The organism is Pseudomonas nicosulfuronedens (genome assembly GCF_005877905.1).
Classification (GTDB): Bacteria; Pseudomonadota; Gammaproteobacteria; order Pseudomonadales; family Pseudomonadaceae; genus Pseudomonas; species Pseudomonas nicosulfuronedens.
Window position 1 is genome coordinate 58,241 of the sequence record NZ_SWDV01000027.1, and the last position, 26,589, is coordinate 84,829.

A 26,589-nucleotide genomic window follows, 5' to 3' on the forward strand; every position below is an offset into this window, starting at 1 on the left:
CCACCCATCCTACGGTAATGCTCCATCGTGGCGCCGGTGCAAGTCCCCACAAGGGGAGCGCCGGGATCAGCGCTCGGCGCGGAACCTCAGGTACTCCACGACCTCGTCCTGTGTTCCGCGAAACTCCACGCGCTCACCCTTGCTCTCGCGCTGGAAGGCATACATCGGGTCGTAATACTCGCCCAGCAGCCCCTCGATCCAGCCGCGATGCAGGTCCACTGCGCCGCTGCGTTTCTGCTCGTCCAGCGCCTCGTCCATGATCGCGGCCAGGCGCTGGTAGCGCTCGCCACCCAGACGCTTGACGATGCCGGACAGGCTCTTGCGCAGGTACGCAGCGAAGGAATCGAAGCCGCCCTCCTCGCCCACCACCTGCACATGGTCGGCGCACAGGTTCACCACGTAGTCCTTGAGGATGCGCTCCACGCGCTGCTCGAAGCTGTCTTCCAGCCACACCAGCGGGTAGTGCTGCATGCCCTGGTACAGTTCCAGTGGTACCGAGCAGCTGCCGACGATGCGCCCCTCGTCTTCCAGGACGAACTGCTCCATGCCCGCATGGCGCTTCTTCAGGATGTCGATGGCCAGGCGGTTCTCGAAATCGATCTGCGCCGGCTGCGGCGTGGCGCGGCGACCGAAGGCGGAGCCGCGATGGTTGGCATGGCCTTCCAGGTCCAGGCTGTTGGCCAACTGGGCGATGACCTCGGTCTTGCCGGTGCCGGTCAGCCCTCCCACCAGCACGAACTGGCACTCCTCGGTAGCGGCGCGGGTGGTGTCGAAGAGGAAGCCGCGCATCGCCTTGTAGCCGCCGACTACCCGCGGGTATTCGATGCCCGCTTCGGTCTTCAGCCACTGCTGGGTAATCTGCGAACGCAGCCCGCCGCGGAAGCAGTACAGGTAGCCCTCAGGGTTGGCCCTGGCGAAGTTCGCCCAGGCCTCGATGCGCTCTGCCTTGAGCTTGCCGCAGACCAGCTCGTGGCCCAGGGCGATGGCCGCCTGCTGGCCGTGCTGCTTGTAGCTGGTACCGACCTTCTGCCGCTCGCTGTCGTTCATCAGCGGCAGGTTGATCACGTTGGGGAACGCGCCCTTGGCGAATTCGACCGGGGCGCGGACGTCCATCATCTTCACATCACCGAGGAACAGCTCGCGGTAGTGGCGGGTGTTGTCGCGCATCACTCCACCTCGACCGCGTGGCTCTGTCGGCCCACCAGTTCGCCGATGGGCGCCAGGTCCATGCCCAGCTCCCTGGCCGCGGCGAGGAACTGGGCCTCACCCGCAGGCTCGACCGCCACCAGCAGGCCGCCGCTGGTCTGCGGGTCACACAGCAGCAATTTGTGCAGTTCCGGCAGCGGAGCGATGCGCTCGCCGTAGCTGTCGAAGTTGCGCAGGGTGCCACCGGGCACACAGCCGGCCTCGAGGTAGAACTCGACACTGGCCAGGCGTGGTACCGCGTCGTAACGAACCCGGGCAGTCAGGCCGCTGCCATCGGCCATTTCCACCAGATGGCCGAGCAGGCCGAAACCGGTGACGTCGGTCATCGCCTTCACGCCGTCGAGCTTGCCGAAACGCGCGCCGGGCTTATTCAGGGTGCACATCCAGTCGCGGGCGACGCCCACGTCCTCGGCGCGCAGCTTGGCCTTCTTCTCGGCGGTGGTGAGGATGCCGATGCCCAGCGGCTTGGTCAGGTACAGCTTGCAGCCGGCAGTGGCGGTGTCGTTGCGCTTCATGAAGCGCTTCTCCACCAGACCGGTGACAGCCAGGCCGAAGATCGGCTCGGGAGCGTCGATGGAATGCCCGCCGGCCAACGGGATGCCGGCCTCGTCGCAGACCTTGCGGCCACCGGCGATCACTTCGCGGGCGATTTCCGGCGCCAGCACATTCACCGGCCAACCGAGGATGGCAATCGCCATCAGCGGATCGCCACCCATGGCGTAGATGTCGCTGATGGCGTTGGTGGCGGCGATACGGCCGAAGTCGAAGGGATCATCGACGATCGGCATGAAGAAATCGGTGGTAGACACCACGCCGCGCTCGGCGTCGATTTCGTAGACGGCAGCGTCATCGCGCGAGGCGTTGCCGACCCACAGCTTGGGGTCGAGGTTCTGCGCGCCGCTGCCAGCGAGGATGACCTCCAGAACCTTGGGGGAAATCTTGCAGCCACAGCCGGCACCATGGCTGTACTGGGTCAGGCGGATCGGTTCGCTCATCGGGAGGCTCCGGGCAGGGAAATCAAACGGCGATTCTAGCAAAGCCCGGCTTGGCGGGGCCGGTGCCCCCGGCGTATCGTCGGGCAGTTCGTAACGCGGAGTTGCCCTATGTCAAAACAGATCGCGCTGGTACTCGGTTCCGGCGGCGCGCGCGGTTATGCGCATATCGGAGTGATCGAGGAGATCGAACGGCGCGGCTATGAAGTGGTGTGTATCGCCGGCTGCTCCATGGGCGCGGTGATCGGCGGTATCTACGCCGCTGGCAAGCTGGGCGAGTACCGCGACTGGGTGGAAAGCCTGGACTACCTCGATGTGCTGCGCCTGCTCGACGTCAGCTTCCGTCTCGGCGCCATCCGCGGCGAGCGAGTATTCGGCAAGATCCACGAAATTCTCGGCGAGATCGACATCGAACAGCTGCCGATCCCCTACACGGCCGTGGCCACCGACCTCACCAACCAGCAGGAAATCTGGTTCCAGGAAGGCTGCCTGCACCAGGCCATGCGCGCCTCGGCGGCGATCCCCAGCCTGTTCACCCCGGTCATGCAGGGCACCCGCATGCTGGTGGACGGCGGCCTGCTCAACCCGCTGCCGATCGTCCCGGTGGTCTCGACCCACGCCGACCTCATCGTCGCGGTCAACCTCAACGCCACCAACCAGCGCCAGTACTCGCTACCGGTGATCGAACGCCCGCCGGCGCTCAAGGGCCGTTTCGATTCAGTGATCTCCGGGTTGTCGAACAAGCTGAGCTTCTTCCGCCGCGGCGACGTCGAGCCGCCACCCGAGCTGATCGCCGACGCCCTGCTGCACCCGGTGCCGGCCGCCTCCGAAGAACCCGCCGAACCGGAAATGCAGCAACCCGCCGCCGCCCCACAGGCCAAGGGCTCGCCACGCTCGGCCACCGGCAGCCACGTAATCGACAGCAGCAGCCCGGCCTCGCTGCTGGAACTGGTGAACCAGAGCTTCGAGGTGATGCAGACGTCGCTGGCGCAATACAAGATCGCCGGTTACCCGCCGGACATCCTGATCAACGTGCCCAAGCGCGTGTGCCGCTTCTTCGAATTCTACAAAGCCCCCGAACTCATCGCCCTCGGCCGGCAGATCGCCAGCGATACGCTGGATCGGTATGAGGCGGAGAATCCGTATTGACCGACCAGCGGAAGGCTTTTGCCACGCGAGGTAAACGGCGTATGCTTTGGCAAATTTTGCCATTTCCAAGAGAGCCGGCATGAGCACGATGAATATTTCCCTGCCTGAAGCATTGAAAGGCTTCGTCGATGATCAGGTCAGCCAACGCGGCTACGGTACCAGTAGCGAATATGTACGCGAGCTGATCCGCAAGGACCAGGACCGCCAGCACCTGCGTGAGCTACTTCTGGCCGGTGCTGCATCCGAGCCAGGCGAAGCCGTGGATGATGGTTACTTCGAAGCGCTGCGTGACCGCGTGCGCAGGCGCGATTCGTGAAAGCTCGCCCGGTCAGACCCCGGGCCATAGCCCGGCGGGATGTCGCAGAGTCCTTGGAATACTATCTGAGCGAAGGTGGCGAGAAGGCCGCCTTCGGCTTCATTGACGAGCTACAACGCGCCTATCAGTTGATTGCACGAAACCCCTCAGCAGCCTCTTCGCGATATGCCCACGAACTGAACATTCCAGGCCTGCGCAGTAGGCCTCTGAAACGCTATCCACACTTGGTGTTCTTCATTGAGCGAGCCGACGACATCGATGTCTGGCGAGTGCTTAATGGCAAACGGGATATCGCCGACTGGCTGCTGACCAACGAAGGCTAATGTCGCAACTCGTAGGAGCGCCCCATGGGCGCGATCGTGGGCATTGCCCGCGCAGCAGAGGAATGCGCGAGGTCAGGCCTCGCGCAAACGGTAGCCGACGCCGGCTTCGGTCACGATGAATCGCGGTGTCGCCGGGTCGTCAGCAAGCTTTTGGCGGAGATGACCAACGACCACCCGCAGGTAATGCGTGTCCTCGGTGTGCGTCGGCCCCCAGATGTCCTTGAGCAGTTGCTGCTGGGTAACCACCCGGCCGATATGTCGCGCCAGAGTCGAAAGCACCGCGTACTCCTTGCGGGTCAGCGAGACTTCTTCGCCATCGAGCAGCACGCGGCGGTAGGAGAAATCCACGCTCAGCGGGCCGACCGCAACCACCGCTTCCTGCGTCTCGCCGCTCGCCCCCTGGCGCAGCAGCACACGGATGCGCGCGAGGAACTCCTGGATACCGAAGGGCTTGGTCACGTAGTCGTTGGCGCCGCTGTCCAGCGCCAGCACCTTCTCGCTTTCGCTGGCGCGCACCGAGAGCACCAGCACCGGCACCTGCGACCACTCGCGCAGTTCGCGCAGCACGTCCTGGCCGTCCTTGTCCGGCAGGCCGAGGTCGAGCACCACCAGGTCCGGGCGGCCCAGCGCGGCCTGGGCCAGGCCCTCTTCGCCGGTGCCGGCCTCCAGCACCTTGTAGCCGCCAGCGCTGAGGCTGATGCGGAGGAACTTGCGGATCTGCGGTTCGTCGTCGACGACCAGGATGGTGGCGGCGCTGGCGTTCATCGGCAGTCCGGTCTGGCTGGGGGCGTCCAGCTTGAGCCTTTCAGACAGCAGCATCAAGCTGCTCCAGATCCGGCTGTTGTTGCAGCGGCAGGTGCAGCACGAGGGTGGTGCCACGCCCGTCGATGCCATCTTCGACGGTGATCCGCCCGCCGTGGGCACCGACCATGCCCTGGCAGATCGCCAGGCCCAGCCCGGTCCCCTGCCCGCCGCGATCACCGCGCGCGGCGGTGTAGAACATGTCGAAGATCTTCTCGCGCTCGGCCGGCGGAATGCCCGGCCCTTCGTCGCTGACCAGGAAGCGCAACTCGTCATCACCCTGCTCCACCGCCACCCGTAGGCGGCCTTGCGGCGGCGAGAAGCGCGCGGCGTTTTCCAGCACATTGACCAGCGCCTGCTCGATCAGCGCGGCGTGCACATAGAGCAGCGGCAGTTCCGGCGGTACGCGGGTTTCCACGCGATACGGGGCAACCACGGCACGCAGGCGATTGAGCGCACTGCCGACGATGTCGCCGGGCGATACCCAGTCGCGCGACAGCTTCAGGCCGCCATGGCCCAGGCGGGTCATGTCCAGCAGGTTCTGAATGTAGCGGTCCAGGCGTTCGGCCTCGTCGCGAGTGCTTTCCAGCAGCTCGCGGCGATCCGGCGGCGGGATCGCGTCGCCCAGGGCCAGCAGGCTGTCGATGGCGCCACGCATGGAGGTCAGTGGCGTGCGCAGGTCATGACTGACCGAGGCCAGCAGCGCGCTGCGCAATTGTTCGGTTTCGCCGTGCAGGCGCGCGGCTTCCAGGTCTTCGGCCAGTCGGGCGCGGGCCAGCGCCTGCGCCAGCGGCTGGCCGAGGGCGGCCAGCAGGCGACGACGCGACCCGGACAAAGGTTGCGAATCGCTTGGGCTGACGCCGAGCAGCGCCAGCGGGCCGTCTTCGCCGGACAGCGGCCACCACCACCAGCGCCCGCCCGGCAGCGTGCCAGTGCCCAGGCCGGCGGGCTGGTCGTGCTGCCAGGCCCAGTCGGCGGCGGCGCGCTCCTGGTCTTCCAGCGGACGGTTCAGCCCACCCTCGAGCTTCCACTCGCCATTGACCCGGCCGAGCAGGCAGATGTCCAGCTCTTCCCAGCCGCTCAACTGCTGGGCGGCTGCCGCCATCACGGCCTGGCGGTCGGTGGCGGCGGTGAGCTTGCGCGACAGGTCGAGCATCTGGCTGGTCTCTTCCTGCGTCTCGCGCAGCGCCTGCAATTGCCGGCGCTGACGGGCCGCGAGGTTGCCGGTGAGGCCGGCCATGAGCAGGAAGAACAGCAGGGTCAGCACGTCCTCTTCGCGCTGGATGGAGAAGGAGAAGTGCGGCGGGATGAACAGGAAGTCATAGGCCAGGAACGACAGCACCGCGCAGGCCAGCGCCGGACCGAGGCTGCTGCGCACCGCTACCAGCAATACGGCGGCGAGGAACACTAGGGAAATGTTCGGCAGCTCCAGCACGCTGGCCACCGCCCAGGCCAGGGCACTGGCGCAGCCGGCGGCCAGCGCGGCCAGCGCGTAGTTGCCCCAGGGCCACGGCGTTTGCGGGCGAGCCTTGAGCGGCGCGAGGTCGGCCTCGCTATCGAGCACGCTGATCTCCAGGCCGTCGCCCAGGCGCAGCAGGCGCGCGGCGAGCCCGCCGCCGAACAGCTGGCGATACCAGCGCTGCCGCGAGCGGCCGACCAGCAGCAGTGTGGCGCGACGTTCCTTGGCATGTTCGACCAGGGTTCGTGCGACCTCTCCGCCGCGCAGTTCGACCACGTCGCCCCCCAGGCGCTCGGCCAGTTGCTGGGCGTTCTGCAACTGCATGCGCGACTCTTCGCTGCGCGCATCGCCCGTATCCACATGCACCAGCGACCAGGGCAGGTGCCGGCGCTCGGCCACGCGGCAAGCGTGGCGCACCAGGCGCTCGGCGTTGTGCTCGCCATCCACGCCGACCAGCAGGCGTCCGCGCACGGCCGGTGCTTCGCCGCCCTGCTGGCGGTAGCGATGGGCAAGGTCGGCATCCACCCGTGCGGCGGCGGTCTGCATGGCCAACTCGCGCAGCGCGGTGAGGTTGGTCTGGCTGAAGAAGGCGTCGATGGCGGCGCGGGCCTGCTCGGGCACATAGACCTTGCCCTCGCGCAGGCGCTCCAGCAATTCGCGCGGCGGCAGGTCCACCAACAGCAGTTCGAAGGCCTCCTGCAGCACCCAGTCGGGTACGGTTTCGCGCACCTGTACGCCGGTGATGTCGCGGACATGATCGTTGAGACTTTCCAGGTGCTGGACGTTGACCGTGGTGTACACGTCGATGCCGGCCGAGAGCAGCTCCTGGATGTCCTGCCAGCGCTTGGCGTGGCGGCTGCCGGGGGCGTTGCTGTGGGCCAGTTCGTCCACCAGCGCCAGCGTCGGCGGGTCGGCCAGCAGGCCGTCGAGGTCCATTTCCTCCAAGGTGATGCCCCGGTACACGGAACGCTTGAGCGCTTGCTGCGGCAGGCCGGCGAGCAAGGCTTCGGTCTCGGCGCGGCCGTGGGTTTCGACAACGCCGACGCGCAGCTTCACGCCCTGGCGCAGCTGGCTCTGGGCGGCCAGCAGCATGGCGTAGGTCTTGCCGACCCCCGGCGCGGCGCCGAGGAATACCTTGAGGCGGCCACGGCCCATGGGGGGCAGGTCAGCCAGCAGGGCGTCGGCGCGGTTGGGGTCGGTCATGGGGCTATCCTCGGAGCGCTTCGGGCGCTCGTTTCACAGGTTGCCGGAGTGCGGGAAAAGCCCCTCACCCCAACCCTCTCCCAGAGGGAGAGGGAGCTGTCCGCTGCAGGTCGGCGACTTCGCGCACCGGCCTGGACGGCTCTGGCGCTGGAGTCTAGCGAGGCAGGCTGGCCAGGGCCATGTTCAACGCCAGCACATTGACCACGGCGGGGCCGATCAGCGGACGTTCGGTGTTGGCTTCCACCAGTTTCTCCAGGCTCGCCGCCGGTACGCCGCGTTCCAGGGCGATACGCGGCACCTGGTACAACGCGGCGGCGGGCGGCAACTGCGGGTCCAGGCCGCTACCGGAGGTGGTGACCAGCGCCAGCGGCACCGGCTGCGCACCGATCTGCTGGGCGGCGGCATCCTTGGCGATGCGTTCGGCCAACGCTGGGTTGCCGGGCGCGAGGTTGCTGGCGCTGCTGGAGACGGTGGCGAAGTCGCCCGCCGAGGGGCGCGAGTGGAACCACTGGGCGCCGTCGAATTTCTGCGCGATCAGGGCGGAACCCCGGACGTTGCCCTGGTCGTCGCGCACCAGGCTGCCGTTGGCCTGGTCGTGGAAGGCCACCTGGGCGATGCCGGTGACGGCCAGCGGATAGGCGACGCCGGTGACGGCGCTGAGCAGGACCAGCGAGGCAATGGCGGGGCGGAGTTGGTTGAGCATGTTGGTGTTCCTCTGTTGGGTCGGGAGCAGGGCCGGTTACCCTCTCCCCCGCCCTCTCCCTGAAGGGAGAGGGAGTTGTTTGGCGTGTCCGGCCGGCTCGGCGTCAGGCCGCACCTGTAGGAGCGAGCTTGCTCGCGAATGCGTTTCCCGGCTGCGCTGGTGTTGGGGCGGTTCGCGAGCAAGCTCGCTCCTACGAAGAGCAGTCAGGCGAGGCCGATGGCAACGAGGATCATGTCGATCACCTTGATCCCCACGAACGGCGCCACCAGCCCGCCCACGCCGTAGATCAGCAGGTTGCGCCGCAGCAGCTGCGAGGCGTCGCTGGCCTGCACGCGCACGCCACGCAGGGCCAGGGGGATCAGCGCAACGATGATCAGCGCGTTGAATACGATGGCCGAGAGGATGGCGCTCTGCGGGCTGGCCAGCTTCATCACGTTGAGCACGCCCAGTTGCGGGTAGATACCGGCGAACAGCGCGGGGAGGATGGCGAAATACTTGGCCACGTCGTTGGCTACCGAGAACGTAGTCAGCGCACCGCGGGTCACCAGCAGCTCCTTGCCCACCTGCACCACGTCCAGCAGCTTGGTCGGGTCGCTGTCCAGGTCCACCAGGTTGGCGGCCTCGCGGGCGGCCTGGGTGCCGTCGTTCATGGCCATGCCGACGTCGGCCTGGGCCAGAGCGGGAGCGTCGTTGGCGCCATCGCCGCACATGGCAACCATGCGGCCCTCGCCCTGCTCCTGGCGGATACGCGCCAGTTTCTTCTCCGGCGTGGCTTCGGCGATCACGTCGTCCACGCCCGCTTCGGCGGCGATGGCGGCGGCGGTCAACGGGTTGTCGCCGGTCACCATCACGGTACGGATGCCCATGCGGCGTAGCTCGGCGAAGCGTTCGCGGATGCCCGGCTTGACCACGTCCTTCAGGTGGATGGCACCCAGCAGTTTGCCGTCGGCCACCACCAGCAGCGGCGTGCCGCCGCTCTGGGCGATGCGCTCGATCTCCTTGGCCAGGCTTTCGGGCATCTGCGCACGGTCCATGCCGACGAAGGCCAGTGCGGCGTCCACCGCGCCCTTGCGGTACACGTGACCGTCGATGTTGATGCCCGACAGGCGCGTCTCGGCAGTGAAGGCCACCGGGGTCACGCGGTTGCGGTCCGGCTCCGGCAGGATGATCTGCGCGCGGAGGAACTCGACGATGGACTTGCCTTCCGGCGTGTCGTCAGCCAGCGAGGCAAGGAAGGCGCCTTCGGCCAGCTCCAGCGGCTGTACGCCGGGGGCAGTGTGCAGCGCACTGCAACGACGGTTGCCGAAGGTGATGGTGCCGGTCTTGTCGAGCATCAGCACGTGCACGTCCCCCGCCGCTTCCACGGCGCGGCCGGACTTGGCGATGACATTCAGGCGCACCAGGCGGTCCATGCCGGCGATGCCGATGGCCGAGAGCAGGCCACCGATGGTGGTGGGGATCAGCGTCACCAGCAGCGCCACCAGGAACACCAGCGGCAGGTTGCCGCCGGCGAACAGGGCGAAGGGCTTCAGGGTGACGACCACCAGCAGGAAGATCAGCGTCAGGCCGATCAGCAGGATGTCCAGCGCCACTTCGTTGGGGGTCTTCTGGCGCTTGGCGCCTTCCACCAGGGCGATCATCCGGTCGAGGGTGGATTCGCCGGGGTTGGCGGTGATCTTTACCAGCAGCCAGTCGGAGACCAGCCGGGTGTTACCGGTCACGGCCGAGCGGTCGCCGCCGGACTCGCGGATCACCGGCGCGGATTCGCCGGTGATGGCGGCTTCGTTGACCGCCGCCACGCCTTCGATCACCTCGCCGTCGCCGGGGATCAGCTCGCCGGCTTCGACGCGCACCACATCCCCCTTGCGCAGGCTGCTGGCGGCGACTTTCTCGAAATTGCCGCTGGCCGTGCGACGCATCGCCTGCAAGCCCTGGGTGCCAGCCTTGAGGCTGTCGGCGCGGGCCTTGCCACGGCCCTCGGCGAGGGCCTCGGCGAAGTTGGCGAAGAGCACGGTGAACCAGAGCCACACGGCGATCTGCACGGCAACGAAGGTCGGTACAGCTTCACCACCGACCACGCAAAGCACAGTGGTCAGCACGGCGGTCAGGGCCACCACCAGCATCACCGGCGAGCGTTGCAACTGGCGCGGGTCGAGCTTGACGAAGGCCTGCAGCAGCGCCGGCTTCCACAGGGCGGACAGCGCGGTGGTCGGGCGTTTCTCGACGGCCTTGTTCAAGGCCAGTTCCTGGGTTTTAGCGTTCATTGCAGGTTCCTCAGAAACCGAGCGTCAGGTGATCGGCCACCGGGCCCAGCACCAGCGTCGGCAGGAAGTTCAGGCCGCCCACCAGCAGGATGGTGGCGGTCAGCAGGCTGACGAACAGCAGGCCGTGGGTCGGGAAGCTGTTGGGGCCTACGGGTGTGGCCTTCTTCGCCGCCAGGCTGCCGGCGATCGCCAGCACCGGGAGGATGTAGCCGAAGCGGCCGATCAGCATGGCCAGGGCGATCATCAGGTTGTGGAACGGCGTGTTGGCGCTAAAGCCACCGAAGGCCGAGCCGTTGTTCGCGGTGCCCGAGGTGTAGGCGTAAAGCAACTGGCTGAAACCGTGCGCGCCGGGGTTGCTCACCGAGGCGGCCGGGCCAGGCAGGCTGGCGGCGATGGCGCCAAGCACCAGCACGCCGACCGGCATCACCAGCAGGGTCGCCACCAGCAGGCGGACTTCGCGGGCTTCGAGTTTCTTGCCGAGGTATTCCGGGGTGCGTCCGACCATCAGCCCGGCAAGGAAAACCGCCACCAGGACGAACAGCAACATGCCGTAGAGGCCCGCGCCAACGCCGCCGAAGATCACTTCGCCGACCATCATGTTGAGCATCGCCACCATGCCCGACAGCGGGTTGAGGCTGTCATGCATGGCGTTCACCGAGCCGTTCGAAGCGGCCGTGGTGGTCACCGCCCAGAGCACGCTGGCGGTAGTGCCGAAACGGCTCTCCTTGCCTTCCAGCGGCGCGACCTGCTCCACCGGCAGCGCGCTGAGCGCCGGGTTGGGCTGGTACTCGGCCCACAGCGAGGCGCCCAGGCCCAGGGCGAACAGCACCAGCATGCAGCCGAGGATGGCGCGGCTCTGGCGCAGGTCCTTCACGTAATGGCCGAAGGTGAACACCAGCGCGGCGGGGATCAGGATGATCGACACGACCTCGAACAGGTTGCTCCAGATGGTCGGGTTCTCGAACGGATGCGCCGAGTTCACACCGAAGAAGCCGCCGCCGTTGGTGCCCAGCTGCTTGATGGCGATCTGGCTGGCCGCCGGGCCCAGCGGGATGGACTGGTCGGCGCCCTGCACGGTCAGCGCATGGGCGTAGTCGAGGAAGGTCTGCGGCACGCCCTGCCAGACCAGCAGCAGCGCCAGGATCAGACACAGCGGGAGCAGCCCGTAGAGGGTGGCGCGGGTCAGGTCGACCCAGAAGTTGCCCAGGTTGTTCGTCGACTTGCGCGAGATGCCACGGGCCAACGCCACCAGCACGGCCAGGCCGACGGCGGCGCTGACGAAGTTCTGCACGGTCAGGCCGAGCATCTGGCTCAGGTAGCTGAGCGAGGCTTCACCGCTGTAGGCCTGCCAGTTGGTGTTGGTGACGAAACTCACTGCGGTGTTGAACGCCAGCGTCCACTCCAGGCCCGGCAGGTGCTGCGGGTTGAGCGGCAGCAGGCCCTGGAGCACGAGGATAGCGAACAGCAGCACCAGCCCCACCAGGTTGAACGCCAGCAGGGCCAGGGTGTAGCTCTTCCAGTTCTGCTCTTCCTCGGGGTGGATGCCGCACGCGCGATAAATCGCCCGTTCCACCGGCAGGAACAGGGGGCTGAGGAAGGTGCGCTGCCCCTCCATCACCTTGTAGTAGAAGCGCCCGAGGAAAGGCGCCGGCACCAGCACCAGCGCCAGGAAGGCAACGATCAGCAATACGTCATGGCTGTTCATGGCCACTCCTAGGAACGGTCGGCGCGCAGCAGCGCCACCAGCAGGTAGATGAACAGTCCCGTGGCCAGGACCAGTGACACACCGTCGAGCACGCTCATGATTTCTCTCTCCTCACGCGGGCGACTCCATCGCTTGGGCGGCCGTTGCCGCTTGACGGAAATTTTCCGCAAGGAGCGCGTAAAGGAGCGATTCCCGCCCCCGGCGAGCGGCATAAAGAAAGCGTAAAAAACCGCTCTGGCGCGGTGATCGGCAGACTTTGTATCGAGGCCGATACAGAGCGGACACGCTGGCGACACCCTCGCACCGCAGCCTCGCCGACCATGGCCCGCGCACGCGATGACGGGTTAGCATGCGAACGTCGCATGCCCCTGGCGGCCCCTGGCCATCCTGCCCCACGTTTTCCCGCGACAGGTTTCTTCATGTACCCGACCACGACCGACGACCCACGCCGCTGGACTACCCGCGCTCTGCTGGTGGATGACGACGAGCCGATCCGCGAACTGCTCTGCGGCTACCTCGCGCGCTTCAACATCGAGACCCACGGCGTCGCCGACGGCGTCGAAATGCGCCGCGCGCTGGAAAACGAAAGTTTCGACGTGGTGGTGCTGGACCTGATGCTGCCCGGCGAAGACGGCCTGTCCCTGTGCCGCTACCTGCGTGCCGAGTCGGACATCCCGATCCTCATGCTGACCGCACGCTGCGAGCCGGCGGACCGCATCATTGGCCTGGAGCTGGGCGCCGACGACTACATGGCCAAGCCCTTCGAGCCACGCGAACTGGTGGCGCGTATCCAGACCATCCTGCGCCGCGTGCGCGGCACCAGCCTCACCAGCGAGGAAGGTGCCCGCGGCGAACCGCGCGCCCAGGTACGCTTCGACCAGTGGCGTCTGGATAGCGTCCTGCGCCAGCTGCATGCGCCGGATGGCCTGGTAGTGCCGCTGTCCAACGCCGAATTTCGCCTGCTCTGGGTGTTCCTCGAACGCCCACGGCGGGTGCTCAACCGTGAACTGCTGCTGGACGCCGCCCGTGGTCGCACCATCGAGGCCTTCGACCGCAGCATCGACCTGCTGGTCTCACGCCTGCGGCAGAAGCTCGGCGACGACCCGCGCTCGCCCCGGCTGATCAAGACCGTGCGCGGCGAAGGGTACCTGTTCGATGTCCGCGATATCGCCTGACTCCGCGCCCGAGCGCGCGAAGGAAAAACCCCTGCAGCGCGCCGACAGCCTGTTCGCCCGGCTGTTCGGGGTATTCCTGCTGGCCATCGTGGTCGCGCACCTGCTGGCCTTCGTCTGGTTCCATCATTACGGCCCGCGACACGAGCCACCGCCCCCACCGCCGCCTTCGGAGCAAGGGTTCGAGCGCGGCCCGCCGCCGCAAGGCTTCCCGGCAGGCCCCGAGGGCATGCGTCCGCCGCCACCACCCGGCCCGCGCCTGCCGTTCTGGAGCGTTCCGTTCGCCTTCCAGTTGCTGACGCTGATCCTCGCCGCCTATGTCGGCGCGCGCCTGCTGGCCCGCCCGGTACAACACATGGGCGATGCCGCACTGCGCCTCTCCGAGGACCTGGACAGCCCGCCCCTGCCGGAAACCGGCCCGCGCGAAGCACGCCAGGCCGCCCACGCCTTCAACCGCATGCGCGAGCGCATCCGCGAACAGGTGCAGCAGCGCAGCCGCATGCTGGTAGCGGTGTCCCATGACCTGCGCACCCCGCTGTCGCGCCTGCGCCTGCGCGTCGAGGAAGTCGACAACCCGCAGCTGCGCACCCGCATCAGCCAGGACCTGGCCGAGATGATCAGCATGCTCGACTCCACCCTGCACTACCTGCAGCAGGAGCGTGCCACCGAGCCGCTGCAGTGGTTCGACGTGAAGGCATTGGCCGACTCGCTCGCCGAGGACGCCTGCGAACGTGGCGCCGATGTCGGCGTGGAAGGCTTCTGCGCACCGCTCAAGGTCCAGCCCATGGCGCTGCGCTCGTGCCTGAACAACCTGCTGGACAATGCCCTGCGCTACGCCGGTGATGTCAGCATCGAACTGCGCGACGGCACTCGCGAACTGGAAATCCGCGTGCGCGACCACGGCCCCGGCATTCCCGCCGAGCTGCGCGAACAGGTGTTCGAACCCTTCTTCCGCCTGGAAGGTTCGCGCAACCGCAACTCCGGTGGGGTCGGCCTGGGCCTGGCGATTGCCCGCGATGCCGCACGGCGCCAGGGCGGTGACCTGTACTTCGAGGAAACCCCCGGTGGCGGCGCCACTGCCGTGCTACGCCTGCCCAGAAGCACAACGGCGTAACGCCGTTGTAGCCGCCAGCAAACAAAGCGCACAAACCCGCGACACAGGCAGGCCCGAGGCTGTCATCAGCGGAGAACCCTCCGCTTCGGCAACCACGGAGACTCTCCCATGATCAGCGGCGTGAGCAGCAGCTATGCGAGCTACTACACCAGCTCGCTCGCCCGGACCCAGACCGCCAGCAGCACTACCGCCGCGCAGAGCGGTAGCACTGGCGGTTCCCAGGGTGCGGCGAAATTCCAGGAAGACCTGTTCAAGTCCATCGACAGCGATGGCGACGGCAGCATCAGCAAGGACGAACTGACCAGCGCGCTGTCGTCCAGCGACGACTCGGACAGCAGTGACATCGACATCGACGCCCTGCTCAGCGAGCTGGACAGCGACAGCAGCGGCGGCATCTCCCAGGACGAACTGTCGGCGGCCATGCCCCCGCCTCCCCCGCCACCCGGCGACATGGGCGGCATGGGTATGGACGACTCCGCCGCAGACCTGATCAGCGCCCTGGACAGCGACGGCGACGGCAGTATCAGCAGCGATGAACTCTCCGCCCTGGGCAGCAGCGACGACAGCGAGCGCCTGAGCGAGCTGTTCAGCCAGCTCGACGCCGACGGCAGCGGCTCCATCAGCAGCGACGAGCTCTCCAGTGCTATGCAGGCGCAGCGTGGCGACGGCCCACCGCCGCCCCCGCCACCTTCGGCTTCCAGTGGTTCGTCCAGTGACTCCTCCGGCAGTTCCTCGGACAGCTCCACGACCACCGCCTCCAGCACGTCCTCGACCAGCGCCAACACCGGCGCCGCCTACCAGAAACTGGTGGCCAACCTGCTCAAGCAGTACCAGAGCAGCGAGGTCACCGCGCTCCAGGCTACCAGCGGTAGCCTGGTGAACATCGCCGCCTGATCCGGGCAGTGAATCTGGCTGCCGGAACGCCCCCCGTTCCGGCGGTCATCCCCCGTTTGCATCTCTCCCTGATTCTGCCCTAGGCTTGGTCTTCACAAATTCATCCGATGATTGGATGTTTCCATGCCAAGTCCCCTTCAAAAGCGCTCGCTGGTGGACATCGCCCTCGAGCAGATCCACCTGCGTATCGACGACGGCACCTGGCCATTGGGCCAGCGCCTGCCGCCGGAGCCCGAGCTGGCCGAGTCCCTCGGTATCAGCCGCAATACCGTGCGTGAAGCAGTACGCGTGCTGACCTTCTCCGGCGTGCTGGAAGTGCGCCAGGGCGACGGCACCTATGTGCGCGCCTGCGCCAACCCGCTGGACACCATGCTGGTGCTGGCCCGCAGCTCGGTAGAGCAGGCGCTGGAAGCGCGCGGCATCATCGAGGTGGAAGCCAGCCGGTTGGCCGCCGAGCGCCGCAGCGAAGCCGACCTCGCTGCCCTGCGCGAAGCGCTGGAGGCCTCCGCCGTCCATCACGGCGGCGTGCTGGATGAGTACATCGCCCACGACCTGGCCTTTCACCAGCGCGTGGTGGACAGCGCCCACAATCCGGTGCTCAGCGAGCTGTATCGCTACTTCTCCCAGGTGATCCGCGCCGGCCTGGAACGCACCATCGGCGACCCGAGCCGGCCGCAACCCAGCTTCGAATTGCACCGCGAACTGGTGGATGCCATCGCCCGTGGCGACGCCGACGCGGCCGCGAAAGCGAACCGTGCGCTGCTGATCTGACTCCGATTGACTTCTACGAACGCTTACTGCCTTTGTGCCTTGCTGCCCTGGAATGCCCACCATGTCCTTGCCCAATGACCCGAAAGACACCGAGCACAAGGTGTCCTGCCCGCCCGAAGAACTGCTGATCGACGCCGAAGACGACGGCACGCCCGAAGCCGCGCCCCGCCCGCAGCGCACCTGGCTGTTGCTGCTGGGCCTGGTGCTGGTGGCAATCAACCTGCGCCCGGCGCTGTCCAGCCTGTCGCCGCTGCTCAATACCGTGCGTGACGGCACCGGCCTGTCCGCCGCCGCCGCCGGCCTGCTGACGACCCTGCCGGTGCTCTGCCTGGGCCTGTTCGCTCCGCTGGCGCCGATGCTCGCACGCCGCCTGGGCGCCGAGCGCACCGTGCTGCTGATCCTCTTCACCCTGGCCGGCGGCATCGTCCTGCGCAGCCTGTTCCCGGTCGCCGGCCTGTTCCTCGGCAGCCTGGTGGCCGGCGCCAGCATCGGCATCATCGGCGTGCTGCTGCCGGGCATCGTCAAGCGCGACTTCCCGCACATCGCCGGGACCATGACCGGCGTCTACACCATGGCCCTGTGCCTGGGGGCCGCTACTGCCGCCGGCTCCACGGTGCCGCTGGCAAAGCTGATGGACAACAGCTGGCAATTGGCGCTGGCGTTCTGGGCGATCCCGGCCGTGGTCGCGGCGGTGATCTGGCTGCCGCAGACCCGCCAGAACCACCACGCGCACCGCGCGGTGTACAAGGTGAAGGGGCTGTGGCGCGACCCGCTGGCCTGGCAGGTGACCCTGTACATGGGCCTGCAATCGTCGCTGGCCTACATCGTCTTCGGCTGGGTGCCGTCGATCCTCATCGACCGTGGCCTGAGCGCGGTGGAAGCCGGGCTGGTGCTCTCCGGCTCGGTGATGGTGCAGCTGTTCAGCGCCCTGGCCGCGCCCTGGCTGGCGACCCGAGGCAAGGACCAGCGTATCGCCGTGGTGATCGTCATGGGCCTGACCCTGGCCGGCCTGCTCGGCCTGCTGTTCGCGCCGCTGTCAGGCATCTGGGGCTGGGCGGTGGTGCTCGGCCTCGGCCAGGGCGGCACCTTCAGCATCGCCCTGGCGCTGATCGTGCTGCGCTCACCGGACGCCCACGTCGCCTCCAACCTTTCCGGCATGGCCCAGGGCGTGGGCTACACCCTGGCCGCCTGCGGCCCCTTCCTGGTCGGCGTGGTGCATGACGTCACTGGCGGCTGGGCAGCGACCGGGGTGATCTTCGTGGTGGTGACGGTGGCGGGGATCGTATTCGGCCTGGGCGCCGGGCGGGACAAGCTGGTGCAGGTGAAGAGCGAGCACGTCTGATTCGCTGATCCGTAGGGCGGATAACGCCTCAGGCGTTATCCGCCATGGCGGCGGATACCCCGTTCCGGGTTATTGGCCCGACGCCGGAGCTTTATTGTAGGAGCGAGCTTGCTCGCGAACAGCGCTTACGATGGACACCGGAATGGCCGGCTGAACCCTCTCCCTGAAGGGAGAGGGGACTGTCTACTGCGCTTTGAAAGCTCGAATCCAGCCGGCTAAATCCGTAGAAAAACCTTGCGCCGAACGGCTCCCTCTCCCTTCAGGGAGAGGGCTGGGGAGAGAGCAAAACCCCGCTCCTAACCATCAAACCACCGGCGGAGGCGGCGGCCGGTGTGAACTGGCCACCCAGGCGCTGACCAGGTTGTACACCACCGCCAGCAGCACCGGGCCGAGGAACAGGCCGATGAAGCCGAAGCTGAGCAACCCGCCGAGCACGCCCAGCAGCACCACCACCAGCGGCAGGTTGCCGCCGCGGCTGATCAGGTAAGGCTTCAAGATATTGTCCACGCCGCTGATGACGAAGAAGCCCCAGATCGCCATGAACACCGCATAGCCATAGCTCTCCTGATAGAACAGCCAGAGCACGGCCGGCCCCCAGATCAGCGGTGGCACCATCAGCAGGCTGCAGATGAAGGTCAGCAACCCCAGCAGGAATGCGCCGGGGACGCCGGCGATGAGGAAGCCGATGGTGGCGAGCACGGCCTGGGCGGCCGCCGTACCGATCACGCCATTGACCACCCGCTGTACCGTGCCGGCGATGATGTCCATGTACTGCTGCGCGGACTCGCCGATCAGGCGTTCCAGCACGCCGTGGGCAAAGGCCTGCAGGCGCAGGCCGTCGCGGTAGAAGAAGAAGATCAGCACCAGGCTGAGCACCAGCTCGAAGATGCCCGCGCCCAACTTCGCGCTGCGCGCCAGGGCCCAGTTGCCCACTTCGCCCATGTACGGCTTGAGTGCGGAGAACATCGCCACACCCTGCTGGTCAGCCTGGTACCACCAACCGATCAGACGGTCGCCCACCAGCGGTACGCGCGCCATCCACTCCGGCGGCGGCGGCAGCCCGGAAACCTGCAGGTTCTTCACCAGCTCGACGCCTTCGCGCACCCGGTCCACCAGGCCGAAGCCCAACCACACCAGCGGCAGCGCCACCAGCACGATCCAGCACAGGGTCAGCACACCCGCCGCCGCGGCTTCGCGGCCGCCCAGCAGTTGCGTGAGCAGGCGCATCAGCGGCCAACTGGCGAAAGCCAGCACGGCGGCCCAGACCAGTGCCGACCAGAACGGCAACAGCACCCAGATACTCGCGCCCAGCAGGCCGAGCAGCAGCAGGCGCAGCAACAGGCGATCATTGTCGAACATCGGAACTCCGCAAAAGGCTCGTGAGGCGCCCAGTGTAGAGCGCTTCGACCCTTTCAGCGTAGGCGAATCAGCGCAGCCAGGTCAGGTGCAGGCCGTCGTTGTCGTCCTTGCCCTGTTCCAGGCGCGCATCTCGCACGCCCTGGGCGGTCAGTGCGGAGCGCCAGTCGCCGGCGTGTTTGCCGGCCAGCTCCACGCGCACACCGGTGTCCAGGCGCAGGGTGCGCACCAGCAGGTCGAGCCAGGCGCCGCCCGGCTCTTCCGGCACGTGGCTCAGGGTCAGCTCGCCGTTGGCCTTGAGCAGGCGCATCAGGGTTGCCGGACTGGGCAGCAGCTCGCCGAGGGCGGAGGTGCTGTCCAGCTGTTCGGCATGCAGGTAGGCGCGGCGGTTGCCACGGGTGATGGTGTAGACCGCCAGCAGGCTGTCCTCGTGGGGCGCGGCGAGGCGCACCAGCAGGTAAGCCTGCTGCTCGTCCGGGCCGAACAGCTTCGAGTTGCCGAACACCGAGTTGGCCAGCAGGTTGCTGGAGCCGCAATCACGGCTCTCGCACCAGAACAGCGGCGTGGCATCGGCCTTGAGCAGGTCCTTGCGCGCGGCGGCGAAGGCACTCTGGCTGGAGTCCTCGTCGGGCAGGCGGTAGGTCACGGCGGTCAGATCGCCGATGGCGCGCACCTCCCCTTCCATGCGCAGGCGCCCGCTGATGCGGCTGATCGAGCCTTGCGGGTAGATGCGTTCCTGGCTGGAGGCCTGGTTGAAGTCGACGATCTCCGAACGCGGGAAGCGCGGGAGGATCTCCAGGTCGTGGCTGCCCTGCAGGTCGGCGGCAATGCCGCTAGCACTGGCGCCGAGCAGGCCGGTGAAGATCAGGGAATGAAGGAGCCGTGAAATCCGGGCCTTCTGCGCGTCAACCGAAAGGATTTTGCCGTCCTGGCGCGCGGCGGTCTGGATATCGAGCATGCACTATCTCCCTGAAGCGATCCGTGCAGCGTCGCGGCCAGCCCCGCTTTAGTCAAGCCGCGGGGCGCTACCGGGCGTTTCCCTCAGGCTTGCAGGAAGGGTCGGAAGAGCGCCGCAACGGCTTCGGCACCCGCCTCGTCGTCCAGGTGCAGATGGTGCTGGCCAGGCAACTCGTGGACCTCGAAGGGCCGGTCTTTCAGCAGTTCGCGGGTAGCCGGCTCGACCAGCATCAGGCCCTGCTGCGCCAGCACCAGGCTGGTCGGGCATTGCACGGACTGGACGAATTGTCGCGCATGGGCGCGGGTCAGGCGCAGCGGTGACGGCAGGGTCAGGCGCGCGTCGGTGCGCCAGGTGTAGCCGCCGGGCACCGGCACCAGTCCACGGGACGCCAGCAGTTCCGCCGCTTCGCGACTGACCGCGCCGACACCTTTCATGCGGGCCTCCACGGCGCGGTCGATGGCTTCGTAGACCGGCTTGCGCTTGTTCGGCAGCGCCAGTTGCGCACGCAGGGCTTCGCCGAGCTTCTGCGGCGACGTTTCCGGCTCCCCGGTGTAGGGCACGAGACCATCGATCAGCGCCAGGCGCTCGACGCGCTCGGGCATCGCGCCAGCCAGCAGCACCGAAACGATGGCTCCCATGGAGTGGCCAAGCAGGGTGAAGCGCTCCCACCCCATCTGGTCGGCCACCATCAGCACATCCAGCGCGTAATCCCACAGCAGGTAGCTGGCCCCCGGCGCGCGATGGCCGGAGTGGCCATGGCCGGCGAAGTCCAGGGCGAGGATGCGCACGCCTTCGAGCTTCGGCGCCAGGCGGGCAAAGCTCATGGCGTTGTCCAGCCAGCCATGCAGGGCGATCACCGGGCGGCCGTCTTCCGGGCCGAAGAGGTGCGCGGCCAGTTCGATGTGCGGCAGGTTCAGGCGGATTTCCTGGACTTGGGCGGTCATGGCGATTCCTTAAGTGTTGGCGCGCTGTTGCCAGCGGGCGAAAACGGTCTTGAGCAGCGCAGCGGTGTCCTGCGGGCGCTCCAGCGGGAACATGTGCCCACCTGGCAGGGACAGGCTTTCCCCCATGGGAATGCGACCGATCATACGGGCGTGATGCGGCAGCACCACACGGCTGTGGCGGCCACGCACCATGGTCAGCGGCACGGCCAGTTGCCTGGCGCGGCCAGGAGCGGTGTGCGGCACGTTGCGATAGATGGAGATTTCCGTAGCCGGGTCGAACTTCAGCCGCAGGCCCCGTGCGTCCGCCGGCGCCAGCCCGTGGCGCACGTAGGCCTCCAGGCAGTCGCGGTCGAAGCGCTTGAACAGTGGCTTGCCGGCGAAGTATTCCAGCGCCTCGGCAAAATCGTCGAAGTCCTCGCGGCGGCCAAGGGTGCGGCCGGCAGGCGTTAGCCGATCGATGAAGCCCAGCCGCTTGGCGACGCGGATCACCAGTTGGTCGGCCAAGGTCAGCAGCGGCGAGTCGAGCATCACCACACCGCGGTACAGCTCGGGTTTACGCAGCGCCGCGTGGTAATGCAGTACGCCGCCGAGGGAGTGGCCGACACCCCACACGGGCTCGTCCAGCGCCTCGAGATGATGCAACAGCTCTTCCACCAGGTTTTCCCAGTTGGCGTTCACCGGGAAGCGCGGGTCATGGCCATGCATGTCCAGCCGATGGACCCGGTAGTCCGGCTCCAGGGCGTCGAACAACTTGCCGTAGGTTCCCGAGGGGAAACCGTTGGCGTGGGCGAAGAAGACCGCTTGCGACATGCTGGGGAAACTCAGGGAAATGACAGCCTGGATTTTCCGACAGCACCGGGGGCGCGGCAATGACCCACGCTCCCGCGAATGACGGCACTACGGCCAAACTCCATGGCGCTCCGGCGGATTTGCCCTGCTCGACATCGGTTTGGCGCATAACGCGTTCCGCGTTATCCGCCCTGCGGGAAGCCTTTTGTAGGACGCATAACCGTTTACGGTTATCCGCCGACCACCGTCAAACCCAATGCGCCGCGTGGTTCACCACGCTGAACAGGATGCCGCCGGCCACCAGCAGGAATACCAAGCCGCAGGCGCCATCGATCGCCGGCACCGCGCGCAGCAGACGCTGCTGCCAAAGCGGCCGGGTGAGGATCACGCTGAGCAGGCTGAACCACACGAAGCCGGTGCCGAACAGCATCACCGCCACGGCGACTTTGCCGGGCGCCGACATGTCCGCCGGAATCAGGCTGGTCAACAGTGCAAGGAAAAACACCAGCGCCTTGGGATTGAACAGGTTGGTCGCCAGCCCGCGCAACCAGGGACCGAGCGTCGAGTCCGGCAGCTCGCCGTCGATCCGCCCTGCTCCGCCCGGCTTGCGCAACGCACGAAGCGCGCCGACGCCGAGCCAGGCGAGGTACGCCGCGCCCACCAGTTGCAGGGCGCTGAACAGCAGCGGTGAGCGGGCCAGCAGCAGCGACACGCCGGTCAGCACCAGGGTGCCGTGAACCAGGATGCCGCAGGCGAGACCGAGGGCGCTGAGCACGCCAGCGCGGCGGCCCTGGTGCAGCGAAGTACGCACCACCAGCGCGACGTCCGGGCCGGGGCTGACCAGGGCGACTGCGAACACGGCAGTGAGCATGAGCATGACGTGAACCTCCTGCATGGCGGGATTCTCCAGTGGGAAAGTGGAACGGGAAGTGGGATCGGATCAGCGCTGGCGTAGTCGAGCGGGCGGCAATCCGTAGGTCCGGCGGAACAGTCGGCTGAAATGAGCCTGGTCGTAGAAGCCCAGGCTCAGGGCGATTTCCGCCAGCGGCTGGCCCTTGATCACCCGTGGCAGGGCGCGCTCCAGGCGCAGCTGGGTCAGCCACTGGTGTGGCGGCAACCCGCACTGGTGGTTGAAGCGGCGCAACACCTGCCAGGGGCTGAGGTCGCAGAACTCGGCGATCTCTTCCAGGGTCGGTGGGGTTTCCAGGCGCGATTCCAGCCACTCGCGCAGGCGCGCCCAGGTCGGCCCATCAAAACCCTGCCCCGGCTCGCGAATGCGCAGGCTGGAGGCGCGCTCCAACAGCGCGGCCAGCGCCTGCCAGAGCTGACCTTCCTGCGCCAGCCGCTCGCCACCGAGCATCAGGGCGTGGGCGCGCTGCAGTTCGGTCTGCAGCAGCGGATCGCGCAGCTGCGCAGCAGTCAGGCGCGGCGCGCCCTGGCGGCCATCACTGAAGGCGCGGCAGGCATCGTCCAGCCATTGCGGGTCGATGGACAGTACGCGGATGCGGTAGCCGTCCTCGCCTTCGCTGGAACCGTCGTGGATGCTTTCGGGGCTCATCAGCAGGATGTCGCCATTCCCGGCCAGCGAGCGCTCACCGCGATGGGTGTAGCGCTGGCAGCCGTCCAGCATCAGCCCGACGTGGTAGTCGAGGTGAAAATGCCGGGGAAAGGCGAAACGGCGGTACTCGGCGTCAATGAAACGGACGCCGGGCAGGCCGCTGCTGTGGTGTTCGATGCGTTCCATGGGCCTACTGTACCGGCGCGGGAACGGCGGGTCTTGGACAAAATTGCGAGCGGTCGCCACCCATCACATGGCAGCCGCAGCGGAGCGCTTTTGTAGGATAGGTGGAGCCTAGGCGATACCCATGCTGCCGGTGCAGGGTATTGATGGGTCTCGCTTCGCTCCACGCCATCCTACGTCCGAGCCAGATCACGGCCTGGTCAGCGCTCCAGCGGCACCACGGCCATGGTCAGTCGCGAGATGCAGCTTGGCTTGCCATCATCCCCGTGCAGGCGGATTTCCCAGACGTGGGTCGAGCGGCCGATGTGCACCGCCTTTGCCACCGCCGTCACCCGCCCGCTGCGCAAGCCGCGCAGGTGGTTGGCGTTCACCTCCAGGCCGACGCAGTAGTACTTGGAGGTATCCAGGCACAGATAGCTCGCCGTGGAGCCGACAGTTTCCGCCAGCACCACCGAAGCGCCACCGTGCAGCAGGCCATAGGGCTGGTGGGTGCGCGAATCCACCACCATGCTGGCGGTCAGCGAGTCGTCGTCGAACGCCTCGAAGCGGATATCGAGCACTTCACCAATGGTGTTCTTCAGGTTCGCGTTGAGCTTTTCCAGGTCGGGCTTGGTGCGCCAGGTCATTCATCATTCCTTCTGTCATTCATGCCATTGCACCGCCTCGCGGCGCTCCGCCCATTCATTGAAGCGCTGACCGTAGGTGCCTTCCACCACGTTACGCTTGATCTTCAGGGTGGGCGTGAGGAAGCCGTTGTCCACCGTCCAGACGTCCTTGACCAGCACCAGTCCGGCCAGGCGTTCGTGCTTGTCCAGCGCGTCGTTCACCTCCGCGAGCAGTTCCTGCAGGCTCTGCTCCAGTTGACTGCGCGAGCCGTTGGCGGCTTCCTGGCGGCCCACCTCGGACAGTACGCAAAGGCCCAACGGGGCGATCAGGCCATCGCCGACCACGCAGATCTGCTCGATCCGCGAATGCACGGCCAGGCGGTTCTCGATGGGCGCCGGGGCGACATACTTGCCCTTGGCAGTCTTGAAGATTTCCTTGATGCGGCCGGTCAGGCGCAGGTGACCTTCGGCGTCCTGCTCGCCCTTGTCGCCAGTGCGCAGGAAACCGTCCTCGGTGATGGTCTCGGCGGTGCGTTCCGGGTCCTTGAAGTAGCCGACCATGGTCGCACCACTGCGTACCTGCACTTCGCCCTCGTCGCTGATGCGCACTTCGACGCCGGGGCTGTTGCGGCCGATCCAGCCGACCCGCTGCTCGCCCGGCCGGCAGACGTGGGAATAACCACAGTTCTCGGTCATGCCATAGACCTCGAGCACGTTCAGGCCCAGGCGCTGGTACCAGTTCAGCAGCGCCTCGGGTACTGGCGCAGCTCCGCACAAGGCGTAACGCACAGCATCCAAGCCGAGGCCGGCGAGCACCTTACGGCCGACGAGACGGCCGATGATCGGTAGACGCAGCAGTCGGTCGAGCTTCTGCGCCGGCATCTGCGCATAGACGCCCATCTGGAACTTGGTCCAGATGCGCGGCACGCCGAAGAACACCGTGGGCCGCGCGCGGCGCATGTCGGCAACGAAGGTATCCAGGCTTTCGGCGAAGAAGATCGTCTGTCCAGCGTAGATCGACGCCATCTGCACGAACATGCGCTCGGCCACGTGGCACAGCGGCAAGTAGGACAGCAGGCGATCTTCTTCGCCAACGCCGAACAGGTCGATGGCATGGCTGGCGGCGAAGGCGAAGTTGCCGAAGGTGTGCATCACGCCCTTGGGCGTACCGGTGGTACCGGAGGTGTAGATGAGCGTCGCCAGGGTGGCGGCGTCCGGGCGCGGATCATCGCGGATCGGCGATTGCGCCTGCAGGTCGCTCCAGTGATGGTCGAAGCGTCCTTCCGGGTGCAAGGGCAGCGCCACAGTAGGCACGTCTTCGGGAATGCCGTCGACCATCGCCGGCCAGTCGTCCAGCTTGCCGATGAAGGCCACCCGCGCTTCGGAGTGGGTCATCACCTGGCGAACGGAGTCGGCGGTGAGGTTGGGATACAGCGGCACCGAAACGTGGCCGGCCATCCAGATGGCGATGTCGGCGACTATCCAGTGCGCGCAGTTCTTCGAAATGATCGCCACCCGGCTGCCTTCGGGCAGGTCCAGGCTGCGCAGCCAGGCGGCGGCGCGGCGGGCCTGGTCGCCCACGTTGCCCCAGGTCAGGGTCTGCACGTCGCCGCCGGTGAGCGGCTGCACCAGGTAGCGTTTGTTCGGGTGGCTCTTCTCGCGCTGATAGAACAGGTCGAGTGGTAATCGGACTGCTTTAACCACGTGCCCCTCCTTTGTTTTTTTTGTCAGAGGTGTAGCTCAGGGATATAGCGATGGATCAACCAAGCACTTGCTTGGTTGAATATTCCATGCAGCGCAGCGGCAGACAAGGCTGGTCGTGTGAACTTTTGTAGGATTTAGCCGAAGGATCGGCTTCGACCGCTCTGCAACGGGCCTCGCGCCGAAACATCCGGGCACGATTTGCCGGTGACAGAAATGCAAAAGGCCCCTTTCGGGGCCTTTTTCGGAGTCGGACGACTCAGGAATGCCGTGGGTGGTAGAGCGACACCAACTCCATCAGCCCCGCTACCGGCACTTCGCCCTCCAGTTCCGCCAGGGTGGCGGTGCTGAACGGTACGGCGTCGCTGCGGCTGCCATGTACCAGCAGGCCGGCCAAGGCGCCCACCAGCGGCTGGTGGGTGACCAGCAGCAGGTTTTGCTCGTTGCGGCCATCGAGGAAGCGCAGCACATCCTTGGGGTCATCATCCGGAGTCAGCCAGGGTGCGGTGCCGACCGAGCCCTCGAAGCCCAGTGCCTCGCGGACCAGTTCGGCGGTTTCCTGGGCGCGCACGTAGGGGCTGGCCAGGATGCCATCGAGCGGGTGGCCGGCGAGTTGGGCAGCGCTCTTGAGCGCCTCCTTGATGCCGTGGGCGGTCAGTCGCCGCTCCGAGTCGCGGCGGGCCTGGGGCTCGGCTTCGCCATGGCGCAGCAGCCAGAGCTTCAAAGCTTCGGCTCCTCATCACGCACCGGGTGCGGTGCCGGCGGCACGTCGTGCGGAGTCTCGCCTTCGGGAGAGTGCGCGGTTGGCCAGTCGGAGAACGGCCAGGGCTTCGCTTCAGTCTGGAAGGTACCGAAGCGACCGATCTGTGCGAAGTACTGGCTCAGGCTGTCGCCGAAGCCCATCAGGCTGCCGCTGGGCGCGCCGTAGATGATGCGGTAGATCAGCTGGATGATCACCACGGCGCCGAGGATCATCTCGGCGACGAACCAGACCAGCGCAAAGACCAGCATCCAGACGACGCGCAAGACCAGGGATTCCTTCTCTAGACGGTCAGCGGGCTGACGCTCAGCGGACATGGTG

The 26,589-nt window shown here is 67.0% G+C and carries 26 protein-coding genes; 8 read left to right on the plus strand and 18 right to left on the minus strand.

The genetic code is table 11. The features are described 5' to 3' along the window. Positions 1–66: 66 nt before the first annotated feature. Positions 67–1,167, minus strand: a complete 1,101-nt coding sequence (gene mnmH / locus FAS41_RS20055) for a tRNA 2-selenouridine(34) synthase MnmH (protein WP_138525197.1) — start codon at positions 1,165–1,167, stop codon at positions 67–69. After that, positions 1,167–2,201 (minus strand): selenide, water dikinase SelD, encoded by a 1,035-nt coding sequence (selD, locus tag FAS41_RS20060; RefSeq protein ID WP_138525198.1) that lies wholly within the window; start codon positions 2,199–2,201, stop codon positions 1,167–1,169. Before selD ends, mnmH begins: the two co-directional genes overlap by 1 nt. 108 nt (positions 2,202–2,309) lie before the next feature. On the opposite strand from selD, the gene FAS41_RS20065 reads away from it, so the two are divergent. From FAS41_RS20065 to FAS41_RS20075, 3 genes are all read left to right on the plus strand, one after another. Next, positions 2,310–3,347, plus strand: coding sequence for a patatin-like phospholipase family protein (locus FAS41_RS20065; RefSeq protein ID WP_138525199.1), 1,038 nt, complete (start codon positions 2,310–2,312; stop codon positions 3,345–3,347). Between the two features lie 79 nt (positions 3,348–3,426). After that, positions 3,427–3,663, plus strand: a complete 237-nt coding sequence (locus FAS41_RS20070; protein ID WP_017517363.1) for a type II toxin-antitoxin system ParD family antitoxin — start codon at positions 3,427–3,429, stop codon at positions 3,661–3,663. After that, complete coding sequence (locus tag FAS41_RS20075; RefSeq protein ID WP_138525200.1) at positions 3,660–3,986, plus strand: type II toxin-antitoxin system RelE/ParE family toxin; 327 nt, start codon at positions 3,660–3,662, stop codon at positions 3,984–3,986. Before FAS41_RS20070 ends, FAS41_RS20075 begins: the two co-directional genes overlap by 4 nt. Positions 3,987–4,058: 72 nt before the next feature. Here FAS41_RS20075 and FAS41_RS20080 read toward each other — a convergent pair whose 3' ends face one another. The 6 genes from FAS41_RS20080 to kdpF all read right to left on the minus strand — a co-directional run bounded on the left by FAS41_RS20080 (position 4,059) and on the right by kdpF (position 12,219). After that, positions 4,059–4,751: a response regulator gene (locus FAS41_RS20080; RefSeq protein WP_026078833.1), complete on the minus strand. Its 693-nt coding sequence runs from the start codon at positions 4,749–4,751 to the stop codon at positions 4,059–4,061. Between the two features lie 40 nt (positions 4,752–4,791). Beyond that, positions 4,792–7,449: a sensor histidine kinase gene (locus FAS41_RS20085; protein ID WP_138525201.1), complete on the minus strand. Its 2,658-nt coding sequence runs from the start codon at positions 7,447–7,449 to the stop codon at positions 4,792–4,794. A gap of 154 nt (positions 7,450–7,603) precedes the next feature. After that, positions 7,604–8,152 carry a potassium-transporting ATPase subunit KdpC gene (kdpC, locus tag FAS41_RS20090; RefSeq protein ID WP_138525202.1) on the minus strand — a complete coding sequence of 183 codons (549 nt, stop codon included), beginning with the start codon at positions 8,150–8,152 and terminating at the stop codon, positions 7,604–7,606. Positions 8,153–8,355: 203 nt separating this feature from the next. Next, a complete protein-coding gene (kdpB, locus tag FAS41_RS20095; protein ID WP_138525203.1) occupies positions 8,356–10,416 on the minus strand; it encodes a potassium-transporting ATPase subunit KdpB in 2,061 nt (686 codons plus the stop codon). 10 nt (positions 10,417–10,426) lie between these two features. Beyond that, positions 10,427–12,121: a potassium-transporting ATPase subunit KdpA gene (kdpA, locus tag FAS41_RS20100; RefSeq protein WP_138525204.1), complete on the minus strand. Its 1,695-nt coding sequence runs from the start codon at positions 12,119–12,121 to the stop codon at positions 10,427–10,429. 8 nt (positions 12,122–12,129) lie between these two features. Next, positions 12,130–12,219 carry a K(+)-transporting ATPase subunit F gene (gene kdpF, locus FAS41_RS20105; protein WP_009618573.1) on the minus strand — a complete coding sequence of 30 codons (90 nt, stop codon included), beginning with the start codon at positions 12,217–12,219 and terminating at the stop codon, positions 12,130–12,132. 321 nt (positions 12,220–12,540) lie between these two features. On the opposite strand from kdpF, the gene FAS41_RS20115 reads away from it, so the two are divergent. The 5 genes from FAS41_RS20115 to FAS41_RS20135 all read left to right on the plus strand — a co-directional run bounded on the left by FAS41_RS20115 (position 12,541) and on the right by FAS41_RS20135 (position 17,414). Beyond that, positions 12,541–13,296, plus strand: a complete 756-nt coding sequence (locus FAS41_RS20115; protein WP_081520662.1) for a response regulator — start codon at positions 12,541–12,543, stop codon at positions 13,294–13,296. Next, positions 13,277–14,407, plus strand: coding sequence for a sensor histidine kinase (locus tag FAS41_RS20120; protein ID WP_138525206.1), 1,131 nt, complete (start codon positions 13,277–13,279; stop codon positions 14,405–14,407). Before FAS41_RS20115 ends, FAS41_RS20120 begins: the two co-directional genes overlap by 20 nt. Positions 14,408–14,515: 108 nt before the next feature. Beyond that, positions 14,516–15,301, plus strand: a complete 786-nt coding sequence (xopAW, locus tag FAS41_RS20125; RefSeq protein ID WP_138525207.1) for an EF-hand domain-containing protein — start codon at positions 14,516–14,518, stop codon at positions 15,299–15,301. 123 nt (positions 15,302–15,424) lie between these two features. Further along, positions 15,425–16,072: a FadR/GntR family transcriptional regulator gene (locus tag FAS41_RS20130; RefSeq protein ID WP_138525208.1), complete on the plus strand. Its 648-nt coding sequence runs from the start codon at positions 15,425–15,427 to the stop codon at positions 16,070–16,072. Positions 16,073–16,133: 61 nt separating this feature from the next. Beyond that, positions 16,134–17,414 carry a CynX/NimT family MFS transporter gene (locus tag FAS41_RS20135; RefSeq protein ID WP_138525209.1) on the plus strand — a complete coding sequence of 427 codons (1,281 nt, stop codon included), beginning with the start codon at positions 16,134–16,136 and terminating at the stop codon, positions 17,412–17,414. A 303-nt stretch (positions 17,415–17,717) separates the two neighbouring features. On the opposite strand, the gene FAS41_RS20140 is transcribed toward FAS41_RS20135, so the two are convergent. The 10 genes from FAS41_RS20140 to FAS41_RS20185 all read right to left on the minus strand — a co-directional run bounded on the left by FAS41_RS20140 (position 17,718) and on the right by FAS41_RS20185 (position 26,585). Beyond that, positions 17,718–18,773 (minus strand): AI-2E family transporter, encoded by a 1,056-nt coding sequence (locus FAS41_RS20140; protein ID WP_138525210.1) that lies wholly within the window; start codon positions 18,771–18,773, stop codon positions 17,718–17,720. A gap of 67 nt (positions 18,774–18,840) precedes the next feature. Then, positions 18,841–19,728 carry a DUF4892 domain-containing protein gene (locus FAS41_RS20145; protein WP_138525211.1) on the minus strand — a complete coding sequence of 296 codons (888 nt, stop codon included), beginning with the start codon at positions 19,726–19,728 and terminating at the stop codon, positions 18,841–18,843. Positions 19,729–19,811: 83 nt separating this feature from the next. Beyond that, entirely contained in the window at positions 19,812–20,672 is an 861-nt protein-coding gene (locus tag FAS41_RS20150; protein WP_138525212.1) for an alpha/beta hydrolase, read from the minus strand. Between the two features lie 9 nt (positions 20,673–20,681). Further along, on the minus strand, positions 20,682–21,482 hold the full coding sequence (locus FAS41_RS20155; protein ID WP_138525213.1) for an alpha/beta fold hydrolase: 801 nt from the start codon (positions 21,480–21,482) through the stop codon (positions 20,682–20,684). Positions 21,483–21,708: 226 nt separating this feature from the next. Then, on the minus strand, positions 21,709–22,356 hold the full coding sequence (locus FAS41_RS20160; protein ID WP_138525214.1) for a LysE family translocator: 648 nt from the start codon (positions 22,354–22,356) through the stop codon (positions 21,709–21,711). 45 nt (positions 22,357–22,401) lie between these two features. Next, the gene (locus tag FAS41_RS20165) at positions 22,402–23,205 is read right to left on the minus strand and encodes an AraC family transcriptional regulator (RefSeq protein ID WP_138525215.1); all 804 of its coding nucleotides are present in this window, start codon (positions 23,203–23,205) and stop codon (positions 22,402–22,404) included. 197 nt (positions 23,206–23,402) lie between these two features. Further along, positions 23,403–23,828 (minus strand): hotdog fold thioesterase, encoded by a 426-nt coding sequence (locus FAS41_RS20170; RefSeq protein WP_138525216.1) that lies wholly within the window; start codon positions 23,826–23,828, stop codon positions 23,403–23,405. Positions 23,829–23,843: 15 nt separating this feature from the next. Continuing rightward, positions 23,844–25,511, minus strand: coding sequence for an AMP-binding protein (locus FAS41_RS20175; protein ID WP_138525217.1), 1,668 nt, complete (start codon positions 25,509–25,511; stop codon positions 23,844–23,846). Between the two features lie 256 nt (positions 25,512–25,767). Beyond that, a complete protein-coding gene (sixA, locus tag FAS41_RS20180) occupies positions 25,768–26,232 on the minus strand; it encodes a phosphohistidine phosphatase SixA (RefSeq protein ID WP_138525218.1) in 465 nt (154 codons plus the stop codon). Continuing rightward, positions 26,229–26,585, minus strand: coding sequence for a DUF4389 domain-containing protein (locus FAS41_RS20185; protein WP_138525219.1), 357 nt, complete (start codon positions 26,583–26,585; stop codon positions 26,229–26,231). The genes sixA and FAS41_RS20185 overlap by 4 nt, the downstream gene beginning before the upstream one ends. Positions 26,586–26,589 lie beyond the last annotated feature (4 nt).

Excerpts from the sequence above, each read along its gene's own strand:
- FAS41_RS20085 (WP_138525201.1), bottom strand. The coding sequence starts at position 7,449 with ATGACCGACCCCAACCGCGCCGACGCCCTGCTGGCTGACCTGCCCCCC.
- FAS41_RS20135 (WP_138525209.1), top strand. The coding sequence starts at position 16,134 with ATGTCCTTGCCCAATGACCCGAAAGACACCGAGCACAAGGTGTCCTGC.
- kdpF (WP_009618573.1), bottom strand. The coding sequence starts at position 12,219 with ATGAGCGTGCTCGACGGTGTGTCACTGGTCCTGGCCACGGGACTGTTC.
- FAS41_RS20155 (WP_138525213.1), bottom strand. The coding sequence starts at position 21,482 with ATGTCGCAAGCGGTCTTCTTCGCCCACGCCAACGGTTTCCCCTCGGGA.
- FAS41_RS20170 (WP_138525216.1), bottom strand. The coding sequence starts at position 23,828 with ATGACCTGGCGCACCAAGCCCGACCTGGAAAAGCTCAACGCGAACCTG.
- FAS41_RS20120 (WP_138525206.1), top strand. The coding sequence starts at position 13,277 with ATGTCCGCGATATCGCCTGACTCCGCGCCCGAGCGCGCGAAGGAAAAA.
- FAS41_RS20130 (WP_138525208.1), top strand. The coding sequence starts at position 15,425 with ATGCCAAGTCCCCTTCAAAAGCGCTCGCTGGTGGACATCGCCCTCGAG.
- FAS41_RS20080 (WP_026078833.1), bottom strand. The coding sequence starts at position 4,751 with ATGAACGCCAGCGCCGCCACCATCCTGGTCGTCGACGACGAACCGCAG.
- FAS41_RS20160 (WP_138525214.1), bottom strand. The coding sequence starts at position 22,356 with ATGCAGGAGGTTCACGTCATGCTCATGCTCACTGCCGTGTTCGCAGTC.
- FAS41_RS20070 (WP_017517363.1), top strand. The coding sequence starts at position 3,427 with ATGAGCACGATGAATATTTCCCTGCCTGAAGCATTGAAAGGCTTCGTC.
- FAS41_RS20185 (WP_138525219.1), bottom strand. The coding sequence starts at position 26,585 with ATGTCCGCTGAGCGTCAGCCCGCTGACCGTCTAGAGAAGGAATCCCTG.
- xopAW (WP_138525207.1), top strand. The coding sequence starts at position 14,516 with ATGATCAGCGGCGTGAGCAGCAGCTATGCGAGCTACTACACCAGCTCG.
- FAS41_RS20165 (WP_138525215.1), bottom strand. The coding sequence starts at position 23,205 with ATGGAACGCATCGAACACCACAGCAGCGGCCTGCCCGGCGTCCGTTTC.
- kdpA (WP_138525204.1), bottom strand. The coding sequence starts at position 12,121 with ATGAACAGCCATGACGTATTGCTGATCGTTGCCTTCCTGGCGCTGGTG.
- FAS41_RS20115 (WP_081520662.1), top strand. The coding sequence starts at position 12,541 with ATGTACCCGACCACGACCGACGACCCACGCCGCTGGACTACCCGCGCT.
- FAS41_RS20140 (WP_138525210.1), bottom strand. The coding sequence starts at position 18,773 with ATGTTCGACAATGATCGCCTGTTGCTGCGCCTGCTGCTGCTCGGCCTG.
- kdpC (WP_138525202.1), bottom strand. The coding sequence starts at position 8,152 with ATGCTCAACCAACTCCGCCCCGCCATTGCCTCGCTGGTCCTGCTCAGC.
- FAS41_RS20065 (WP_138525199.1), top strand. The coding sequence starts at position 2,310 with ATGTCAAAACAGATCGCGCTGGTACTCGGTTCCGGCGGCGCGCGCGGT.
- mnmH (WP_138525197.1), bottom strand. The coding sequence starts at position 1,167 with ATGCGCGACAACACCCGCCACTACCGCGAGCTGTTCCTCGGTGATGTG.
- selD (WP_138525198.1), bottom strand. The coding sequence starts at position 2,201 with ATGAGCGAACCGATCCGCCTGACCCAGTACAGCCATGGTGCCGGCTGT.
- kdpB (WP_138525203.1), bottom strand. The coding sequence starts at position 10,416 with ATGAACGCTAAAACCCAGGAACTGGCCTTGAACAAGGCCGTCGAGAAA.
- FAS41_RS20150 (WP_138525212.1), bottom strand. The coding sequence starts at position 20,672 with ATGACCGCCCAAGTCCAGGAAATCCGCCTGAACCTGCCGCACATCGAA.
- FAS41_RS20145 (WP_138525211.1), bottom strand. The coding sequence starts at position 19,728 with ATGCTCGATATCCAGACCGCCGCGCGCCAGGACGGCAAAATCCTTTCG.